This is a genomic window from Bradyrhizobium sp. 17 (assembly GCF_023073515.1).
Classification (GTDB): domain Bacteria; phylum Pseudomonadota; class Alphaproteobacteria; order Rhizobiales; family Xanthobacteraceae; genus Bradyrhizobium; species Bradyrhizobium canariense_D.
The window spans coordinates 64022-84044 of the sequence record NZ_JADPJQ010000021.1; the positions used below are offsets into that span (position 1 = coordinate 64022).

General features: G+C 64.5%; 20 protein-coding genes. 11 read left to right on the forward strand and 9 right to left on the reverse strand.

Translation table 11 applies throughout. The features are described from left to right. Positions 1-707 precede the first annotated feature (707 nt). The gene (locus IVB13_RS04190) at positions 708-1097 is read left to right on the forward strand and encodes a nuclear transport factor 2 family protein (protein ID WP_247298205.1); all 390 of its coding nucleotides are present in this window, start codon (positions 708-710) and stop codon (positions 1095-1097) included. Positions 1098-1293: 196 nt separating this feature from the next. Here the strand turns inward: IVB13_RS04190 and IVB13_RS04195 are convergent, their stop codons facing one another. The 3 genes from IVB13_RS04195 to IVB13_RS04205 form a co-directional block, all read right to left on the reverse strand. Continuing rightward, positions 1294-1989 carry a DUF899 family protein gene (locus IVB13_RS04195; RefSeq protein ID WP_247298207.1) on the reverse strand — a complete coding sequence of 232 codons (696 nt, stop codon included), beginning with the start codon at positions 1987-1989 and terminating at the stop codon, positions 1294-1296. A gap of 278 nt (positions 1990-2267) precedes the next feature. Further along, the gene (gene chrA / locus IVB13_RS04200) at positions 2268-3653 is read right to left on the reverse strand and encodes a chromate efflux transporter (protein ID WP_247298209.1); all 1386 of its coding nucleotides are present in this window, start codon (positions 3651-3653) and stop codon (positions 2268-2270) included. After that, positions 3653-4471, reverse strand: coding sequence for a chromate resistance protein ChrB domain-containing protein (locus tag IVB13_RS04205; RefSeq protein ID WP_247487869.1), 819 nt, complete (start codon positions 4469-4471; stop codon positions 3653-3655). Before IVB13_RS04205 ends, chrA begins: the two co-directional genes overlap by 1 nt. Before the next feature lie 193 nt (positions 4472-4664). On the opposite strand from IVB13_RS04205, the gene dmeF reads away from it, so the two are divergent. The 3 genes from dmeF to IVB13_RS04220 all read left to right on the forward strand — a co-directional run bounded on the left by dmeF (position 4665) and on the right by IVB13_RS04220 (position 7512). Next, on the forward strand, positions 4665-5603 hold the full coding sequence (dmeF, locus tag IVB13_RS04210) for a CDF family Co(II)/Ni(II) efflux transporter DmeF (RefSeq protein ID WP_247487871.1): 939 nt from the start codon (positions 4665-4667) through the stop codon (positions 5601-5603). A gap of 107 nt (positions 5604-5710) precedes the next feature. Further along, positions 5711-6550, forward strand: coding sequence for an N-acyl homoserine lactonase family protein (locus IVB13_RS04215; protein WP_247298225.1), 840 nt, complete (start codon positions 5711-5713; stop codon positions 6548-6550). A gap of 83 nt (positions 6551-6633) precedes the next feature. Further along, on the forward strand, positions 6634-7512 hold the full coding sequence (locus IVB13_RS04220) for a DMT family transporter (protein ID WP_085353414.1): 879 nt from the start codon (positions 6634-6636) through the stop codon (positions 7510-7512). Here IVB13_RS04220 and IVB13_RS04225 read toward each other — a convergent pair. Both IVB13_RS04225 and IVB13_RS04230 read right to left on the reverse strand, forming a co-directional pair. Further along, entirely contained in the window at positions 7509-7700 is a 192-nt protein-coding gene (locus IVB13_RS04225) for a hypothetical protein (RefSeq protein WP_247487873.1), read from the reverse strand. The two genes, IVB13_RS04220 and IVB13_RS04225, sit on opposite strands and share 4 nt — an antisense overlap. A 31-nt stretch (positions 7701-7731) precedes the next feature. Further along, positions 7732-8889: an MFS transporter gene (locus IVB13_RS04230; RefSeq protein WP_018458391.1), complete on the reverse strand. Its 1158-nt coding sequence runs from the start codon at positions 8887-8889 to the stop codon at positions 7732-7734. Between the two features lie 184 nt (positions 8890-9073). Here IVB13_RS04230 and IVB13_RS04235 point away from each other — a divergent pair, with 184 nt between their 5' ends. After that, the gene (locus IVB13_RS04235) at positions 9074-10333 is read left to right on the forward strand and encodes an adenylate/guanylate cyclase domain-containing protein (RefSeq protein WP_247298228.1); all 1260 of its coding nucleotides are present in this window, start codon (positions 9074-9076) and stop codon (positions 10331-10333) included. A gap of 114 nt (positions 10334-10447) precedes the next feature. On the opposite strand, the gene IVB13_RS04240 is transcribed toward IVB13_RS04235, so the two are convergent. Further along, the gene (locus tag IVB13_RS04240; protein WP_018458389.1) at positions 10448-11692 is read right to left on the reverse strand and encodes an MFS transporter; all 1245 of its coding nucleotides are present in this window, start codon (positions 11690-11692) and stop codon (positions 10448-10450) included. Between the two features lie 167 nt (positions 11693-11859). Here IVB13_RS04240 and IVB13_RS04245 point away from each other — a divergent pair, with 167 nt between their 5' ends. Next, the gene (locus IVB13_RS04245) at positions 11860-13212 is read left to right on the forward strand and encodes an Nramp family divalent metal transporter (RefSeq protein ID WP_018458388.1); all 1353 of its coding nucleotides are present in this window, start codon (positions 11860-11862) and stop codon (positions 13210-13212) included. A 121-nt stretch (positions 13213-13333) separates the two neighbouring features. Here IVB13_RS04245 and IVB13_RS04250 read toward each other — a convergent pair whose 3' ends face one another. The 3 genes from IVB13_RS04250 to hemB form a co-directional block, all read right to left on the reverse strand. Then, on the reverse strand, positions 13334-14110 hold the full coding sequence (locus IVB13_RS04250; RefSeq protein WP_247487875.1) for an arginyltransferase: 777 nt from the start codon (positions 14108-14110) through the stop codon (positions 13334-13336). A 163-nt stretch (positions 14111-14273) separates the two neighbouring features. Beyond that, a complete protein-coding gene (locus IVB13_RS04255) occupies positions 14274-14813 on the reverse strand; it encodes an RDD family protein (RefSeq protein WP_039800407.1) in 540 nt (179 codons plus the stop codon). Positions 14814-15158: 345 nt separating this feature from the next. Further along, entirely contained in the window at positions 15159-16220 is a 1062-nt protein-coding gene (hemB, locus tag IVB13_RS04260; protein WP_018456862.1) for a porphobilinogen synthase, read from the reverse strand. A 122-nt stretch (positions 16221-16342) separates the two neighbouring features. Here hemB and IVB13_RS04265 point away from each other — a divergent pair, with 122 nt between their 5' ends. The 5 genes from IVB13_RS04265 to glyA all read left to right on the forward strand — a co-directional run bounded on the left by IVB13_RS04265 (position 16343) and on the right by glyA (position 20009). Continuing rightward, positions 16343-16840 (forward strand): DUF6163 family protein, encoded by a 498-nt coding sequence (locus IVB13_RS04265; protein WP_007611119.1) that lies wholly within the window; start codon positions 16343-16345, stop codon positions 16838-16840. A 406-nt stretch (positions 16841-17246) separates the two neighbouring features. Further along, complete coding sequence (locus tag IVB13_RS04270) at positions 17247-17765, forward strand: MarR family winged helix-turn-helix transcriptional regulator (protein WP_018456861.1); 519 nt, start codon at positions 17247-17249, stop codon at positions 17763-17765. A gap of 202 nt (positions 17766-17967) precedes the next feature. After that, the gene (locus tag IVB13_RS04275) at positions 17968-18204 is read left to right on the forward strand and encodes a hypothetical protein (protein WP_026233256.1); all 237 of its coding nucleotides are present in this window, start codon (positions 17968-17970) and stop codon (positions 18202-18204) included. A gap of 37 nt (positions 18205-18241) precedes the next feature. Continuing rightward, positions 18242-18463: a hypothetical protein gene (locus tag IVB13_RS04280; RefSeq protein ID WP_018456859.1), complete on the forward strand. Its 222-nt coding sequence runs from the start codon at positions 18242-18244 to the stop codon at positions 18461-18463. 247 nt (positions 18464-18710) lie between these two features. After that, positions 18711-20009 (forward strand): serine hydroxymethyltransferase, encoded by a 1299-nt coding sequence (glyA, locus tag IVB13_RS04285; protein WP_018456858.1) that lies wholly within the window; start codon positions 18711-18713, stop codon positions 20007-20009. Positions 20010-20023 lie beyond the last annotated feature (14 nt).

The following is a 20023-nucleotide window of genomic DNA, read 5'->3' on the forward strand; positions in this document are numbered from 1 at the left end:
TGACGCACAGACCCCGGGCGTCAGGACCACACGACTTGTTCGTCCGCGCACGTCCTCGCTGGGACTTCGGGTGCTGGCGTGTGCTCACACCCGAAGCCATGCCAAGACGCTTTCGGCATCGTGTCGTAGGCACGAAAGCCATTGCTCACAGCCGAAGCCGCCCTGCAATGCCTATTATGCCCGACGCCGTCGCGTCCATCGCTGCCCAGCCCGCGGTTCGTGACGATCGCGATCCGCCCCTTGTCTCGGGCCAGGGTATGTCGCTTATACGTCAAATCCGAATTTCGGTAAAGTGGAATATTTTACGAGGTGGGCTTGACGGGCGATGTGGCGGAAGTGGTCGTCGCTGTTTTGCCCGACGGGCACGGGCAGGCGAGGACGACGGCTTCGCCCAAAGAGTTGAGACGGCAGCTTTTGAGGACAGAGAGTAAGTCCGCCGGCGCGGTCATCATCGACGGCTTGTGCCCCTGGACGGACATTCAACGGAAACCTCGAAATTCCTCATGGAATTCTGGCCAAGCGCGTGCAGCGCGAGCCCGGAACGATTTTTACCGAAGGTTGTTAAGGCTCAAATTATCTGATGTCGCTTCTATCGTGGCATGACGCCAGCAAGGGAAGGCGCTTTCGCCCAGCTTGAGGCCCCGAGCTCTTTGTTGAAGAGTCGCGGTCGGCCTTACGTTCGGTCGAACTCTAAAAGGAAAAACGGCATGACGAAAAGCACGCTCGATCTGGCACGTGCCAGGTTAAAGGCATACGTCGATAAGGATCGGACAGCGATCGAAGCGCTTCTTGCGGACGACTATCACTTCTCAAGTCCAATCGACAATGAGTTGGATCGTGCGACTTATCTGCGCCGTTGCTGGCCCAACAGCGAGAAGACCAATTCGTTCGATGAAGTCATCGCGACCGAGGATGGAAGCCGAGCAGTCATCGTCTATGAGGCAGCTGCCGCAGGGGGGCACAGGTTTCGTAATTGCGAGGTAACCACTGCTCGCGGAGACAAGATCGTTCGGGTGGAAGTCTACTTTGGATGGGATATGCCTCACAAAGCGCCGAAAGGCGGCTCCGTCGAAAATGACGGCGAGGGTCACGCTTAGCGGGATGCCGGTCGAGCTACGATCAACAACGCAGCTTTGGCATTTGTAGGCCCTTGGTCTCATCCCATGCGCGGTCATCCACGTCTCGACCTCGTCCGGGTTCGTCAGGATCACAGGCATCGCTTTCGCGCGGATGGCATTGCAACATGCTAGCGAAGCCGCGCGCGCATTATCACTATCACTGACGGCAGGAGGCTCAGTAAGCGAGCTTTGGGTACCAGTCGGTGCCGCGGCCTTCTGGCGTGGTATCGAGGATGGTCCAGAGCGGATCGAAGTCGGGCGCGCCGCGCGGATCCTGTTGGGGGTCGGCCATCGTGCCGCTCATCTCGCCGGACCAAAAATGTCGGATCGTGCCGTCGCGCTGTGTGAACACGCTGTAGCCGGGCACGTCGGCATCCTCGGCGCTGACATAGTCGCGCGTGTAATCGCCGGAGATGTCAGAGAAGACCTTGTGCCGCGTCCAGCCGCGCGCCTTCTTTGCCTCGATCAACCTGGCGATCGGTGACCGCGCGATGAAGACGAACCCGATACGCTGCTCGATGTCGGGTAATTTGTGCTCCCATGTGCTCATGAATGAGGTGCACATCGGGCAGGGCGTCTGCCGCTGCGGCCCGAACATGTAGCTGTAGACCGCGAGCGTCTGCTTGCCGTCGAACAAATCGACGAAATTCACTTTGCCATTCTCGCCTTCAAACACGTAGTTTTTCTTCACCTCGCCGCCGGGCGGAAGCGCCCGGCGCAGTTCAGCGACAAGCTCGATCTGACGACGCAGCTCGATCTCCTTCGTCAGGAGGTCTTGCCGGGCGCGACGATAATCGACGCTTTCGTTGGGAAAATGAGCCTTGTTCGTACCAGCAAGCTCCGAAGCAGGCTTCAGGATGGAACTATCCATTGCATGACCTCTGGTTGGGGCCGATATCTGGGAAGACGTCCGGCGGCACCTCGTTCCGACACCTTCGCTCAACTATTTGGAAAGCGCTCGGTTGGTCCAAAAGATCCTGCTGCGGGTCGCTGCGGTGTTTCGAGCGCGCGTGGCCTCTAGGCCAAACGCCTGCTCATCAAGGTCGGTCCTTGGGTCCTTGCCCCTGAGCATAGTCGCCATGCAACCCTGACCGCTTAGCGATGCCTTCCATTGGCAAACCGGACGTGACGAACCAATCAGTCGGTGTCCTAGATCACCCCCGCCAGCCGCAACGCCACGCCCGCCGCGCAACTGCCGGCCAGCACCGTCAACATCCCCAGCTTGAACCGGAAGATCGCAGTTGCCGCCGCGATCGACAGCAGCAGCGCGGGGATGTCGATGCTGGTCAGCACCGGCATGTCGAAGTCCAGCGGAAACGCATGCACCGGCACGGTCTCGCGGAACAGCGTGTGCAGCGCGAACCAGATCGAGAGGTTGAGGATCACGCCGACGACGGCGGCGGTGATAGCGCTCAGCGCGCCCGCAAGCCCGGTGTTGCCGCGCAGCCGTTCGATGTAGGGAGCACCGACAAAGATCCAGAGGAAGCAGGGCGTGAAGGTGACCCAGGTCGCGAGCAATCCGCCGAGCGTGGCCGCAAGCATCGGCGACAGACCGCTGGCGTCGCGGTAGGCGGCCATGAAGCCCACGAACTGGAGCACCATGATCAGCGGACCCGGCGTGGTCTCGGCCATGCCGAGGCCGTCGAGCATCTCGTGCGGCTTGAGCCAGTGATAGTGCTCGACCGCCTGCTGGGCGACATAGGCCAGCACTGCGTAGGCGCCGCCGAAGGTGACCATCGCCATTTTCGAGAAGAACAGCGCGATGTGACTGAAGACATTGGCCTGCCCGAGCACAAGCACGAGCGCGATCACCGGCACCAGCCAGAGCGCAAGCCACAGCGCGCCGACGCGAATGGTGCGGGCGGTGTTGGGTCGGACATGATCGGGCACGGCGTCGCCCAGCATGCTGTCGATCAAGGCGCTGCTGCCGCCGTGACCATGACCGGCCGGCGCGAACTCCGGACGGCCGCTTCTCGCGCCGGCATAGCCGATGATGCCTGCGGCGATGATGATGATGGGGAAGGGGACGGCAAAGAAGAAGATCGCGACGAAGGCCATCGCGGCGAGCGCGATCATGATGCGGTTCTTCAGCGCGCGCTTGCCGACGCGCACCACGGCCTCGACGACGATGGCGAGCACGGCGGCTTTCAAGCCGAAGAACAGCGCCTCGACGAAGCTGACATTGCCGTAGGCGGCGTAGACGTAGCTGAGGCCCATGATGGCGATGATGCCGGGCAGGATGAACAGTCCGCCCGCCATCAGCCCGCCGGCAGTGCGATGCATCAGCCAGCCGATATAGGTTGCGAGCTGCTGCGCCTCCGGGCCCGGCAAGAGCATGCAGTAGTTCAGCGCATGGAGGAAGCGGCCTTCCGAGATCCACTTCTTTTCCTCGACCAGGATGCGGTGCATCACCGCGATCTGGCCCGCGGGCCCGCCAAAACTCAGGCAGGCGACACGGAGCCAGACGCGAAAGGCTTCACTGAAGCTGACGCCGTGACCGGCATCAGCTCCGGTTTCGATCGTACGCGTATCCATCAAGCCTTTGCCTTGTTGGTCGGCCAGTTATGGGTCTCAGACGTCGCGTCACGGCACCAGCGGTAGAACGCGTCGTAGAGCAGCATGCCGGCCTCGAGCTGTTCGAGGTCGTCATCATACATCCGCGACAGCCCGAGCGAAGCCGCGAGCAGGCCGGGGGCCTCCGGCGCAAGGTCGGGCCGCGCGGTGTCGGCGCCGCGTACCATTGTTGCGAGCCGGAGCAGCGCCGGCGCGGCAATCCCGAACTCCTCGATCATGACATCGAAGGTGCAGAGCTCGCCACGGTGGCTCCAGAACACGTTCTCGATGTCGAAGGGGGCGGCGTTGAAGCGTTCGCCGACGGCGACCACTTCGGACGGTGCCACGAACAGGAACACCGCATTGGGATCGACGAAGCGTCGGATCAGCCAGGGGCAGGCGATGCGATCGACCTTGGGCCGCGCCCGTGTCACCCAGACGGTGCGTCCCTTGACGTCGCGCGGCGGTAGCTTGCGGGTATCGAGCAGCGGCAGCTTTGCGTCCTTCCAGCCCTCGAATCCGCCTTCCAGCGTCTCGGCCTGGACCCCAAGCTGCCTGAGCCAGGCCGCCGTGCCCTGCGCCAGCTTTGCGCCGCGCAGGCAGGAGACGATGGCGGTGCGGCCGGCGAATTCGGCACCCCATTCCGGAACATTGTCGTGGCTGAGCTTGATCGAACCTGGGATCAACCGCCGGTCGGCGGCAAAATCCTCGTCGGTGCGCACGTCAATCAGGGCAGGGGCATTCGCCGTGCCGATCAACCGTGCCAGCTTGTCAGATGATATCGTCGTGTAGGAAGACATGATGCGCCCTCGTAAGAACAAACGGGACGCGATACTTGGGCATGTCGCCTCGTGGGGAGATCGCTCAAATCCCCATGACCTTCATTACACCGAAACGCCCCCGACCTGTCAATCGGCTCGTTCCTCGATTTTGCCCGGACCTCCCGCAGGTCTATATTGGTGTCAACGGGCCGAACCTCTCGGAGACTTTGCGATGCATTCCCATTCCGTCGAACAATGGACCCATGACCACGCCTTCCTGGGCGAGAAGCACGACGAGAACGAGCGGCGCACCTGGCTCGTCGTCATCCTGACGCTGGTCATGATGGTCGGCGAGATCGTCGCCGGCTCGCTGTTCGGCTCGATGGCGCTGCTCGCCGACGGCTGGCACATGGGCACGCATGCGGCGGCGCTGGGGATTGCCGCGTTCGCGTATCGCTTTGCGCGGCGGCACCTGGGGAGCTCGCATTTCAGCTTCGGCACCGGCAAATTCGGCGATCTCGCCGCCTTCGCCAGCGCGATCATCCTCGGCCTGATCGCGGTCGAGATCGCCTATGAGAGCGTGCTGCGGCTGATCAATCCGGTGCCGATCGTTTATGGCGAGGCGATAGTGGTCGCCGCCCTCGGCCTGTGCGTCAACCTCGCCAGTGCCTGGCTGCTCCGCGACAACCATGGTCATCACCATCATGGCCATGCGCATGATGATCACGATGACCATGATCACCACCACCACGACAACAATCTCCGCGCGGCCTATGTCCACGTCATGGCGGACGCGGCGACCTCGGTGCTGGCGATCGCCGCGCTCCTGGTTGCCATGTATTCGGGATGGGCCTGGGCCGATCCGGCGGTCGGCCTGATCGGCAGCGCCGTGATCGCGAGCTGGGCGTTCGGCCTGATCAAGACATCAGGCGCGGTGCTGCTTGACGTGCGCGCTGACGAGAAGCTCGAGCGTGTGATCCGGGCGCGCATGGAGATCGGCGACGACCGCGTCACCGATTTGCATCTCTGGCAGGTCGGCCCCGGCCATTGTGCCGTGCTGGTGTCGGTGGTGTCGGACCAGCCGAAGCAGCCGGCGGTCTACAAGAAGCGGCTCGCCGGACTGAAGGGGCTCAGCCACGTCACCGTCGAGGTCGAGACCTGCCCGCATTGAGCCTGCCCGCATTGGCGATAGTTTTTAAGGGAATTCTGCGAACGGACCAGGGTTGATCCTCGGTCACAGCCGACAAGACAGCCGACCTGGCTGCAAGGGAGGAACGAATGATGCCAAAGATCAAAAAGATCAAGCTCGCCGTCGTTGTCGCTGCACTCGTTCTGTCCGGTCATGCGGTGCTCGCGCAGTCCGAAAAGACCGGTGTCGAGAAGCTCTACGTGTTCAATTGCGGGGAGGGCACCGCCGGCGACATCTCGCGCTGGACGCCCGGCCTCAACGAGGGCAAGACGATGGACTTCGTCGACAGCTGCTATCTCGTCAAGCACGCCAAGGGCTGGTTTCTGTGGGATACCGGCATCGCCGACGCAGTCGCCGCGATGCCGAATGGCCTTGCGCCCGCCGATCCCAAAGCCGTGACCTGGCGCCGGCCGAAGATGCTTGCCGCGCAGCTCGAACAGCTCGGCCTCAAGCCCGGTGACGTCAAGATGATGGCCGTCTCGCACACCCATCCCGACCATACCGGCAATGTCGAGCTGTTCCCGCAGGCCATGCTCTATGTGCAGAAGGCCGAGTATGACTGGCCCGGCGCCAACAACGAGCCGCGCTTCAAGCCGTCGCATCCGGTCGAACTGCTTGCGGGCGACAAGGACGTGTTCGGCGACGGCAGCGTGACCATCCTGTCGACGCCCGGCCATACGCCGGGACACCAATCGCTGCTGGTGAAGCTGCCGAAGACCGGCGCCGTCGTGCTGTCGGGCGATGCGGTGCATTTCAAAGACAATTGGGACAACCGCCGTGTGCCGAGCATGAACGCCAACAAGGACCAGAGCGCGGCCTCGATGCAGAAGATCGCCGACACGCTCGGCAAGGAGAAGGCGCAACTCTGGATCAACCACGACAAGATCCAGCGCGACAGCCAGAAGATGTCGCCCGAGTTTTACGACTAGCTTCCCGCGACGCCCCTGTTGCCACTACGGTGGCAGCAGGGGCGTGCTAGCGCCCTCAGCAAGCTCCGCAACGGGAGACGATTGTGGGTGAGTGGGCCGGGGTTGCGATCGCGCTGGCGTCGAGCAGCCTTGGCGGCACTGCCGCGGCGATCACCCGCTATCTGGTCGGCGGCGCCGATCCGATCCTGCTCGCGATCCTGCGCTGGGGGATCGGCTTTCTCTGCCTGCTGCCGTGCGCGCTTCTGCTCGGCGTGCGCTGGCCGCAGCGGTCCGACTGGCCGGCCGTGGCGCTGCTCGGCATCTGCTTTTTCGGCGTGTTCTTCATCCTCTACAACATCGCGGTGTCCTACACGACCGCCGCGCGCGCCAGTCTCGCGCTGGCGACGCTGCCGCTCCACACCATGGTGGTCGGCGCCATCCTCGGCGTCGAGCGGCTGACGGCGCGCAAGATCACCGGCGTCGGCATCGCGGTGCTCGGCGTGGCGGCGGCACTGGCCGCGGGCCTGGCGCAAAGCCCGCCCGAGGCCTGGCGCGGCGAGCTGATCATGACCGGTGCCGTGTTCTGCATGGCGTTCTACAACGTGCTGTCGCGCCCGCTGATGCAGCGCTCCAGCCCGCTCGGCTTTCTCACGGTCGGCATGGGAGCAGGCGCCGCCGTGCTGGTGCTTGCGGGTATCGTGAAGGGCAGCTTTGCAGCGCTGGGGCAGTTCACGACGGCGCAGTGGATTGCCGGCATCTATCTCGGCATCGGCGGCGGTGCGCTCGCCTTCATCCTCTGGGTCATGGCGCTGGCGCGCGCGACGCCGACCCGGGTCGCCAATACGATGACGGTCAATCCGATCGCCGCCACCTTGCTCGCCGCGCTGCTGATCGGCGAGCCGATCACGCCAAATCTACTGATCGGGCTGGTCGCCGTGTTCGCCGGCATCTGGATCGCGACCGGCGAAACGAAGCCGGCCTAGGTGCGCGGTGCCGTGACCGGCGGCGGGCTCGCTTCCGGCGCCTTCTTCGGTTTCGGCGAGCCGGCGTAGAAGGAGATCAGCCAGACCAGGATGACGGCGAGGAGATAGACACCCCAGGCCTGCGGCGGCGTAGTCGCCCAGCGCAGGAGGCCTTTGAATGTGCGGGGTGGGCGCGTGTCTTCGGTCATGCTGCGCTTGTGCGCGAAAGCTCCGGCCCGGTCAATCCGGCCGCGGTTGCGCGCGGATCATGAACAGCGCGGCCAGCGCCGAGAGGCTGAGCGCGGAGGAGACGATCAGCACCTTGGCGCCCATGACGTCGATGAGCAGGCCAAAGGCCAGCGGCGCCACGGCCTGCGCCATCCGTGCCGGCGCGCCGATGATGCCGAGGCGATAGCCGAAATCCTTGGGGCCGAAGATCGACAGCGGCAGCGTGCCGCGCGCGATGGTCAGGATGCCGTTGCCGGAGCCGTGGAATAGCGCAAACGCACTGGCCGCGGCGCCGCCGAAGATCGCCACGACCACCGCGCCGATCGGGTGAGTGAGGCAGGCGAGCCGCGTCGACCACAGCGGATGAAAGCGGCTGAGGAAGCCTGCCTCCAGAACCCGTGCGGCCACTTGCGCGGGGCCGATCAGCGCACCGGCCGCGATCGCCTCGACCGGCGTCGCGCCGGTTGCCTCCAGGATGCGCGGGAAATGCGCGGCCATCGCGCCGGTGACGGTCCAGACCGCGGCAAAGATGAAGGCGAGCAGCACCATGGTGCGGTCGAGCGGCAGATGCGGCTTCGCCGCTGTCGCCGCTGCTTGCTTGGCGCCCTTGATCGTCGGCAGCAGGAAGAAATTGAGCGGCAGGCCGATCAGGATATTGGCAGCGGCCCAGGCGAAGCAGGTGTCGCGCCAGCCAAAATGCGACAGGCCCCAGGCGGTGAGCGGCCAGCCGACGGTCGATGCAAAGCCCGCCATCAGCGTGATGCCGGTGATCGGCCTGCGCGCCTCGGTGCCGTAGATGCGCCCGAGCGCGGCGAAGGCGGCGTCGTAGAGACCCATCGCCATGCCGATGCCGAGCACGAGCCAGGCCATTGCCATCACCGCCACCGATTGCGAGAGGCCGAGCAGAACGAGGCCGGCGGCGATCGTCAGGTTCGACACCGAGAGGACCTGCCGGCCGCCGACCAGATCGATCTGTCGCCCGATGCGCGGCCCGAGCAGCGCCGAAATCACCAGCGAGGCCGAGAACGCGCCAAACACCCAGTTGGAGGAGATACCGAGATCGCGCGCCATGGGATCGGCGAGCAGCGCCGGCAGATAGTAGCTCGAGGCCCAGGCCAGGGTCTGCGTGGTACCGAGCGCCAGGATGATCGGAAGCTGGCGCTGGCTCATATCCCCGTATTTCTGATCGGCGGTGTCATCATTCGCATTTGCCGCCCGAGGCGGGAGCGCGTCAACAGCGTCCGCGACATATGCGACCTGCCGCGGGCGGGAGCCTTGGCCGTGAGCGGAGCTTTGGCGACGCAAGCTCCGCGCGCCGCCTTTCGCTCGTCACGAATGCACGCCATAATGGCGCATGCAATTGACCTCTCGCCTTGCGCTGATGAACTGGTTGGCCGGCCAGGGGCTCACCGGCCTGCCCGAACCCGAACTGCTGCGCGGCTTCTGCGAGCGCTGCCGCGCCGAGGGGCTGGAACTCTCGCGTGGCCTTGTCGTCATCGATACGCTGCACCCGATCTACGAGGGTCGCGCCTTCCGCTGGAGCGATACACCGACCAACGAGAGCGACGTCGTCGAATACGGCTCGACGGCCGAGGGCGACGCGGCCAACAATTGGCGCCGGTCGGTTTTCTATCATTTGCTCGAGCACGGTCACGACGAGATGGTGATCGACCTCGCCGACGCGCCCTCGCTCGATTTTTCGCAAATCGGCGAGCTCGCCGAAACCGGTCATCGCCATTTCCTGGCCTTTGTGCACCGCTTCGGGGAGACCGGAGCGCTGGGGCAGATGGACTGCCTCTACTCCTCCTGGACAACGCGATGCGACAGCGGCTTCGCCGACGCCGAACTCGCCGCGCTGCGCGATCTCGTGCCGGTGCTGGGGCTCGCGATCAAGTCGGCGCAGCAGGTCGACATCGCGCGCACGCTCGGCCGCGTCTATCTCGGCCGCGATGCGTCAGAGCAGGTCTTGAGCGGACGTATCTCGCGCGGCGTCACCGAGCGCATCAACGCCGTGCTGTGGTATTCGGATCTGCGCGGCTCGACCGGAATCAGCGAGAGCATCGGCCCCGACGAGATCATCCCGTTCCTCAACGACTATGCGCAGGCCGTGATCGACGCGATCCACGACGCCGGCGGCGACGTGCTGAAGCTGATCGGCGACGGCGTGCTTGCGATGTTCACCGGTGAAGACATGGCGCATGCCCGGCGCGCGGCGCTGCGCGCCGAGCATCTGTTCCGCAAGAACGTCGCTGCGCTGAACCTGAGGCGGGGCGCGGAGGGCCGTCCCACCACGTCCGCCTATATCGGCCTGCATGTCGGCGAGGTCTTCTACGGCAATATTGGCAGCGAGGACCGGCTCGACTTCACCGTGGTCGGTCCGACCGTGAACGAGGTCAGCCGCATCGCCTCGATGAGCCGTTCGGTCGATCGCGAGCTGCTGGCATCGGCAGAATTCTACAAGGGCCTCGACGCCGCCGGCCGCCGCTATCTCGTCTCCACAGGCCGCTACGCGCTGCGTGGCATCGGCCGTGCGCAGGATCTCTACACGCTTGATCCGGAGGTGGACGCGAGCGAGCCGGTGACAGGCAGCTACGAGCGGTATCTGGCGAACTAGGCTGGCTGCTTCAACATACTCCGTCATTGCGAGGAGCTCTTGCGACCAAGCAATCCAGACTGTCTCCGCGGACGGATTCTGGATTGCTTCGCTTCGCTCGCAATGACGGTGCAGCTAACACCGCGCCACCGCCTCATCGCCCACCATGTCCGGCTGCCGGTCCAGCGCCACCGCGGGCGAGAGCCAAATGACCAGCGCCTGCACGCCGAACACGGCGGCGGCGAGATAGAGGCACGCTTCGGCGCTCCACAGGCCGCCGACGATCGCACCCAGCGCCGAGCCGACCGGACGGGCGCCATAGCTCATGATGTTGATGGCGGAGACGCGGCCGAGCAGGCGAGGCGGCGTCACCGACTGGCGCAGCGTCGTGGTCGAGATCACCCACAGGATCGGCCCGACGCCGAGCAGAAAGAAGCTCAAGGCCGCAAGCCAGGGCGAGGGGACCAGCACCGTCAGCGCCATCACCACCGCCGCGACGAAGCCGGTAACGGGGCCGAGGCCGACGACCGTGCCGAACGCGATGCGCTTCATCACCCGCGTCGCGAACAGCGCGCCGATCACCATGCCGACACCGTACATCGTCAGCACGGTGCCGACGCCGACCGCGTTTAGGCCGAGGTGACGTACGGCATAGGGCACGAACACCGCGATCTGCAGGAACCATCCGGTGTTGAAGATGAACTGGGTGATGAACACCGGCCGCAGCAGCGGATGATGAAACACGAAGGCCGCGCCTTCGCGGATGTCCTGAAACGGATGCCGCCGTGGCGCCGGCGTGCGGGCGGGCTCGTAGATGCCGGAGAGCAGCACGACGGCGATCGCGGACAGCGCGGCCGCAAAGCCGAAGGCCGGGCTCGCGCCCCACCACCCGACCAGCGCGCCGCCGAGCGCAGGGCCGCTGGCGAAGGCGATGGTGCGTGCGAGCTCGATCCGCGCATTGGCCGCCGGTAGCAGGTCCGAACTCACCAGCGAGGGCACCAGCGCCGGCGCGGCCACGCTGTAGACGACGGTGCCGCACACGGCGGCAAAGCCGAGCAGCGCCAGCAGCGGCAGATTGAGCGCGCCGAGCGCGAGCAGCAGCACGATCGCTGCAAGGGCCGCGGCCCGCAGCGCCTCGGCGCCCGCCATCAGCGAACGGCGGGAGATGCGGTCGGCCAGCAGGCCGGCGGGGATGGCGAAGAGGACGAAGGGCAGGGTCAGCGCGGTCTGGAGCAGGCCGGTCTGGCCTTCTGCCACGCCGAGCGTCAGCACCGCGACGATGGGGGCCGCGGCCAGCGCGATCTGTTCGGCCGACTGTGCCGCCAAATTGGACCAGGCGAGGCGGTTGAATGTCTCGGGGAGGCGCGGGGGAATTGACATGGCTCGTTTCCTGCAAAGTCGGGTTGGCGCCAGTATCCGCCTCGGGAGGCTCCCAAACCCACCCGCTTCCCGACAGGGGCGACACATAGCGACCGCCGAGGGACCGACGCGGCTAGATGCAGTTGCAAATGAGTTGCAATAAGGCTCGACTTCGGTATTCTCGCCGCATGGATGCTCGCTCTCCCGATCTGACCCGAGATGCTGCCGGCTGGCGCAATGACGCGCCGATGACAAAGAGCCTGGCCGAGGTGAATGCCTCGGTCGCCCTCCCCATCGCGGGGGTGTGGTGGCGGCGCCTGCTCGCCTTCGTCGGCCCGGGCTATCTGGTTTCGGTCGGCTACATGGACCCCGGCAATTGGGCGACGGATCTCGCCGGCGGGTCCAAGTTCGGCTACACGCTGCTCTCCGTCATCCTGCTCTCGAATTTGATGGCGATCCTGCTGCAATCGCTGGCGGCACGGCTCGGCATCGTCACCGACCGCGACCTCGCGCAGGCCTGCCGCGGGACCTATTCGCCGGCCGTGAACTTTCTACTCTGGCTTGCCTGCGAGGCGGCGATCATCGCCTGCGATCTCGCCGAGGTCATCGGCACCGCGATCGCGCTCAAGCTGCTGTTCGGCATTCCCCTGATTGGCGGCGCGCTGATCGCCGCGCTGGATGCCTTTTTGCTGCTCATCCTGATGAATCGGGGCTTCCGTTTCCTCGAAGCCTTCGTCATCGCGCTGCTCGTCGTGATCGCAGTCTGCTTCACCGTCCAGCTTGCCGCGGCAGCCCCGCCGGTCGCCGAGATGCTGAGGGGATTTGTGCCGAAGACCGAGATCTTCACCAACCCCGAAATGCTCTACATCGCGATCGGCATCATCGGCGCCACCGTGATGCCGCATAATCTCTATCTGCACTCCTCGATCGTGCAGACGCGCGCCTATGAGCGCAACGACGAAGGCCGGCGCGAGGCGATCAAATGGGCGACGACGGATTCGACCATCGCCCTGATGCTGGCGCTGTTCATCAATGCCGCGATCCTCGTGGTGGCTGCTGCAACCTTCCACAAGAGCGGCCATTCCGACGTCGCCGAGATCGGCCAGGCGTTCGAGCTGCTGTCTCCGTTGCTCGGCCTCGGCATCGCCTCGACGCTGTTCGCAGTGGCGCTGCTCGCCTCGGGCCTGAATTCAACGGTGACGGCGACGCTCGCCGGCCAGATCGTGATGGAGGGCTTTCTCGACCTGCGCCTGCCGAGCTGGGCGCGGCGGTTGCTGACCCGCGGCATCGCGATCATTCCCGTGATCGTCGTCACCGCGATCTATGGCGAGCGCGGCACGGCTGATCTGCTGGTATTCAGCCAGGTCGTGTTGTCGATGCAATTGCCCTTCGCCGTCATCCCGCTGGTCCGCTTCGTCTCCGACCGCCGCAAGATGGGCAAGTTCGTCATACCGGTATGGGTCGCGGCGATCGCGTGGATCGTCGCCGGCATCATCGTGGTTTTGAACTTGAAGCTGCTCGCGGACACGCTGTTCGGGTGACCACACCACGGCTGTCGTCGTCCGGCTTGACCGGACGACCCAGTATTCCAGAGACAGTAGTGACTGAGCCGAGGCGCCGCGGCGTACTGGATGCCCCGCTTTCGCGGGGCATGACGGAGAGCTAATCCTGCGGCTCGGACGTCGCTTCGCCTTGCGCGTCGATGCGCAGCCAACCTGACGGCGCGAGGCGCTGCTGCGGCAGGAAGCGGGCCTTGTAGTCCATCTTCTTGGAGCCCTCGATCCAGTAGCCGAGATAGACGTAAGGCAATCCCTGCCGCCGGGCGCGGGCAATGTGGTCGAGGATCATGAAGGTGCCCATCGAGCGGCTGACTTCGCCCGGCTCGAAGAACGAATAGACCATCGACAGGCCGTCGCTGAGCACGTCGGTCAGCGCCACCGCGATCAACTCCTCGCCGCGGCCGGTGATGCCGCTGTCGGGACCGCGCTTGCGGTACTCGATGATACGGGTCTCGACGTGGCTGTCCTCGACCATCATGGCGTAGTCGAGCACGGTCATGTCGGCCATGCCGCCATGGCGGTGACGGGAATCGAGATAGGCGCGGAACACCGAATATTGCTCGGAGGTCGGCACCGCGCTGCGCTGCTCGCCGATGATGTCGGCGTTGCGCGCGATGACTTTGCGGAAGTTGCGGGAGGGGCGGAACTCGTTGGCGATCACCCGGACCGAGACGCAGGCGCGACACTGGTCGCAGGCGGGACGGTAGGCGATCGACTGGCTGCGACGAAAGCCGCCATGGGTCAGGAGGTCGTTGAGGTCACCGGCGCGCTCACCTACGAGGTGCGTAAACACCTTGCGCTCGTGCCGGCCCGGCAGATAGGGGCAGGGGGAGGGCGCCGTGAGGTAAAATTGTGGGGTGTCGCGCGAGTGCTGGGTCAAGGGACGTCGTGGGCCTCCAAAATGTGCATCAGCATCGCGCTACGAAAGCCCCCGGTCAATCGGTCTACTCGGCAGGTCAGATCGGACAGCATAGCGGGTCCAGGTTGATAGGTTCTTGATCCAGGTTGGTTGATCAGTAGGTCCTTGATCGAAAGGTCGCTGATCAGTAGGTCCTGGCGCCCTGGGGCACCGGCGCACGAACGGAATTGTTGATCACGACCGTTCCCAACAAGAAATCCTGCAGCAAGCGCCTGCGGCCGTTGAAGAGGCCGACCAGGACGACGAAAGGCGACAGGAACGAGACGGTCACCCAGAACAGCACGGCGTGGGTGGCCCCGAGCACGAAATAGCCGGGCGCGCCGTACCAGGTGCGCAACTCAAGATCCATCACGCGCATGCCGATGGTCGCGGACGACGGACCGCCGATGCAGGCGCCGTAATAGACGATGGCCCAGATCACGGAGGCCGGCCAGGCCAGCCAGAACAGCGCCCAGCCGATGCCGAGCGTGACCACGCCGAACACCGCGATGAAGAGGTAGCCGAGGATCACCGGCACCGAGATCACAACCATGTCGATCAGGAAGGCGAAGACCCGCCGCGTCGCAACGCCGCGGAACAGTTCCGGGTGCAGATAGGGATCGTAGGCATGTGGCTGCGCCCCACCGTCATTGCGCCAGGCATTGCCCGAGTCCGAGTACGACATGACCATTCTCCCGAGGGAAACTCCCGTGGCAGGACTCCCGTGGAAGGACATGGGAACAGGCCGTCCGCGTGCCAAGGGCGCCGAGATTAACAAGCCGAAATATTCCGGCGATTCGGGGGCGGCGGAGGCGGGAGGAAAGGACGCGGCGCCACACCCTCAGTGTCGTCCTGGCGAAAGCCAGGACCCATTACCCCAGGGACAAGCTTGGCGAAAACTGGAAGTTAGTACGTTCGCCGGTATCGATACCGCGTGCTCTCGCTAGATCACCCGGTATGGGTCCTGGCTTTCGCCAGGACGACGATTAGAGACAGGGGCGCTCGGCCTTCGCCGGGACGACCTTGGGGCCTACCCCTGCGTCCGCAGCTTCTCCGCCGCCTTCGGTGCGAAATAACTCAGCACACCGTCGGCGCCGGCGCGCTTGAAGGCGAGCAGGCTCTCCATCATGGCGCGGTCGCCGTCGAGCCAGCCGTTGTTGGCGGCGGCCGCGATCATCGCGTATTCGCCGGACACCTGATAGGCGAAGGTCGGCATCGCGAACGTGTCCTTCACGCGGCGGACGACGTCGAGATAGGGCATGCCGGGCTTGACCATCACCATGTCGGCGCCCTCGGCGATGTCGAGCTCGACCTCGCGGAGCGCCTCGTCGGTGTTGGCGCTGTCCATCTGGTAAGTGCGCTTGTCACCGGTGAGCGTCTTGGCCGAGCCGATGGCGTCGCGGAACGGGCCGTAAAAGGCGGAGGCGTATTTTGCGGCATAGGCCATGATCTGCACGTCGAGCAGGCCGGTGCGATCCAGGCCCTCGCGGATCGCGGCAACGCGGCCGTCCATCATGTCGGAGGGCGCGATGATGTCGCAGCCGGCTTCGGCCTGCACCAGGGCCTGACGCACGAGCACAGCGACCGTCTCGTCGTTCAGGATCTTGCCGTCGGAGATCAGGCCGTCATGGCCGTGGCTGGTGAAGGGATCGAGCGCGACGTCGCAGAGAATGCCGATCTCCGGGAATTCCTTCTTGATCGCGCGCACCGCCTGGCAGACCAGATTGTTCGGGTTGGTGGCTTCCGAGCCCTCCTCGTCGCGCAGGGACGGATCGGTGTAGGGAAACAACGCGAGGCACGGGATGGTGAGCTTCATCGCCCGCTCGGCGTCGCGCACGGCCTGGTCGACACTGAGACGCTCGACACCCGGCATCGAGGCGATCTGCTCGCGCTTGTTGTTGCCGTCGATCAGAAACAGCGGCCAGATCAGATCGTCCGTCGTGAGCACGTTCTCGCGCACCATGCGCCGGGCCCATTCGGCCTTGCGGTTGCGGCGCGGGCGGACGGTCAGATCGAGGGCAGGGGAGGCCCCAGTGCCATCCCGGCGCGAGACCTCGCGCAACTCGATCGGACGTCCGTATTTGATCGCCATTACTTTTCCTCCGGCTGGAATTATTCTTATACCAGCTCGCATGGTTCCCGTCACCGCGGGTTGACCTGTCGCAAAAGATGGCAGCCGATTGATTTTGCGGGCCAAAGCAGCCAGAAGGGGGCATGTCCGAGATCTCCACCCGCGATGCGGCCCGCGACAGCACCAGGGATGCCGTCCGAGACAATGCCAGAGACAGCGCCATGTCGGTGGCGGCGATCTCGTCGGAGCGGGCTGAATCCGACGACAATGTCTGGACGCGCCGGCTCGTGCTGTTCCTGCGGGTGATGGCGCTGCTCTCGATCCTCAAGGGCCTCTATCATTGGGCGCAGGTGACGGGCTTCGTGGGCGGCGAGGACGAGGCCTTCGAGAACCAGTCGATGGCCTGGCAGGCCTCGACCATTTACTTCGCCGTGATCGAACTCGTTGCCGCGGTCGGGCTGTGGCTGGCGACGCCTTGGGGCGCCGTGGTGTGGCTGACGACCGTGGTGTCGATGGCGGTGATCGAGCTGATGTTCCCGGGCATCTACGGCGGCAGCCTGGTCGTGGTCGGCGTCGAAGCCTTCATGCTGGCGGCCTATCTCGCGCTCGCCTGGATGGCCGCACGCGAACGACCGCCATAGCAAACTCTCTTGCCCCGACTCTGCGCTCGGCTTCGCTGTGTTGGTCCGGGACACGAGATTGTCGCGCTTGGTTGACGGTTGGTTGCGTAAAATTCGACGTAAGTTTTCGCTAACCAGCGTGTTCCGCCACAGCTCTTACGCGGCCGTTTCGAAACGGGGCGGGGCTGTTCTGGAATGCGACAATCGGGGCGGACGGAGGGTGAACAGGACCTTGCGAGAGTCAACAGACTGTTGCGAAAAGTGCTTGTGGGACAGGCTTAATCCGCAATTCACTGTCTTAAATTCATGATCTCTTTATTCTCTTATTTAAGCCGATCTTCAAACGAGCCCCTTAAGTTGCACCTATCAGACGGGACACAAGTTTCGTCGAATGAGTGTCGATAAAAACGACAACAGGGGAAGTGTCATGATGAAAGCCGTCGCAACTGCGGCAGATACCGCAGAGCGCGTCTCCGGCCAGCAGGGTTCGGTGCAGACGCTCTATCTGGAAGCTTTGACTCTGGTGGAGCGGCTGCATCGCCGGCTGCTCGACGTCATCAAGGACGAGTTCGATCGCCGCGGCCGTGCGGACATCAACTCGGTGCAGGCGCTGCTGCTCTACAACATCGGCGACAAGGAGCTGACCGCGGGCGAACTGCGCACGCGCGGTTATTACCTCGGCTCCAACGTTTCCTACAATCTGAAGAAGCTCGTCGAGCTCGGCTTCCTCGACCATCAGCGCTCGCGCGTCGATCGCCGCTCGGTGCGCATCCGCCTGACGCCGCAGGGCCAGGAAATCCGCCGCATCGTCGACTCGCTCTACCAGAAGCACGTCAAGACGGTCGAACAGGTCGGCGGCATCTCGGGCGAGGAGTTCTCGACCCTGAACAAATCGCTGCACCGCCTCGAGCGGTTCTGGACCGACCAAATCCTGTATCGTCTCTGAGTTCTTTTCGACGGGACAAGGCCAAGCCGGCCCGCAACAAGACCGGCAAGCCTCCCGAACGTGCCTGAGCTTCCCCAAGCGCGCCGGCCCGGCTGTGTCCGGACCGGTGCGTTTTTCCATTTCGCTGTTGCGAAAAAAATCCCCGACACCAGGGAACGAGTTCCCGGTTCGATGCTTATCTCCTCCGGATCGGAGGCTGACGATGCTGGTCGAGCGTGGCGTGGGGGTGATGAACGTGGAACTCGTGAGCGAGGCCTACGCCATCGCCGCGAACTATCTTCGCCGCTCCGGCGCGATCCGGGACACCCTCGTCACCGACGAGCGCCTGCTCGAGATCGTCATCAAGCTGCTCCAGCACGGCGAATTCAACAAGATCAGGCTGGCCAACAAGGCCATTGTCAGGTTCGAGGCGCAGTCCGAGGCCAAAGCGGTTGCCTGATCTCAACTCCCAAACGCGGCAAGAACCAGAGGGTGCCATGGAAGCTGCTATCGACCGGATCATGCATACCTACGATTTGCTCGCCAACCGCACGTCTGCGGCGAGCGCGGAGGCGCGGGAAAAGGTCACGAACTACATCACCACCTTGATGGAAGCCGGCGAGAAGGACACCCACAGGTTGACGGTTTGCGGCCTGACCTATCTGCGGCAGCTCGACGGCAGCGTGGATCCCGTGAAGGCGGGGTATACCGGGCTGTAGAGGCCGGCCCCTCGCACCCGCGCGGCCTTTCGAGCCCAAAGCGGACCTTTCGTGGACATGGACGCCGGATACCACCCCGTCGTCCAAATCCTCCAATCCCACCATATCTTGCATAAATCACAGGTCCGACCCGCAAACCCTTGGCCTGTTGCGGGCGATGTGGTAGATCGCGCTCGCCGCTTCCGATCGCCACACCAGACCCGCCCGTAGCCCGCCAAAAGGCTGCGGCGGTGGAGATATTCGCAAGATGACCTTCGCCAAAACCGCCTCCGCGCCCGATTCGTTTTTCACCGCCTCGCTCGAGCAGGCTGACCCGGAAATCGCAGCCGCCATCAAGGGAGAGCTCGGCCGCCAGCGCCACGAGGTCGAGCTGATCGCCTCCGAGAACATCGTCAGCCGTGCCGTGCTGGAAGCGCAGGGTTCGGTGATGACCAACAAATACGCGGAAGGCTATCCGGGCGCGCGCTACTACGGCGGTTGTGAGTGGGTCGACGTCGCCGAGAACCTCGCGATCGATCGTGCCAAGAAGCTGTTCGGCGCCAACTTCGCCAACGTGCAGCCGAACTCCGGCAGCCAGATGAACCAGGCGGTGTTTCTGGCGCTGCTTCAGCCCGGCGACACCTTCATGGGCCTCGATCTCGCGGCCGGCGGCCATCTCACCCACGGCTCCCCGGTCAACATGAGCGGCAAGTGGTTCAAGGCCGCGCACTACACCGTGCGCCGCGAGGACCAGATCATCGACATGGACGCGGTCGCCAAGCAGGCCGAGGAGGTCAAGCCGAAGCTGATCGTGGCCGGCGGCTCGGCTTATTCGCGCGCCTGGGACTTCAAGCGCTTCCGCGAGATCGCGGACAGCGTCGGCGCGTATCTCCTGGTCGACATGGCGCACTTCGCCGGTCTCGTCGCCGGCGGCGTGCATGCCTCGCCCGTGCCTCACGCGCACATCACCACCACCACGACCCACAAGTCGCTGCGCGGTCCGCGTGGCGGCCTGATGCTGTGGAATGATGAGGCGCTGACCAAGAAATTCAACTCGGCGATCTTCCCGGGCCTGCAGGGCGGCCCACTGATGCATGTAATCGCGGCCAAGGCGGTCGCCTTCGCCGAGGCGCTGCGGCCGGACTTCAAGGTCTATGCCAAGAACGTCGTCGAGAACGCCAAGGCTCTGGCGGAGGCGATGAAGGGCCACGGGTTCGACATTGTCTCGGGCGGCACCGATAATCATCTGATGCTGGTTGACCTCCGGCCGAAGGGCCTGAAGGGCAACGCCTCGGAGAAGGCGCTGGTTCGCGCCGCCATCACTTGCAACAAGAACGGCATTCCGTTCGATCCCGAGTCACCGTTCGTCACCTCCGGTATTCGTCTGGGCACGCCGGCTGCGACCACCCGCGGCTTTGGTGTCGCTGAATTCCAGCAGGTCGGCGGCATGATCGCCGAAGTCCTCAACGCGATCGCGCAGTCCGACGACGGCAAGGCGCCGCTGGTGGAAGCCGCGATCAAGGAACGGGTCAAGGTGCTCACCGACCGTTTCCCGATCTATCAGTAAGGCTCAAGAAAAAC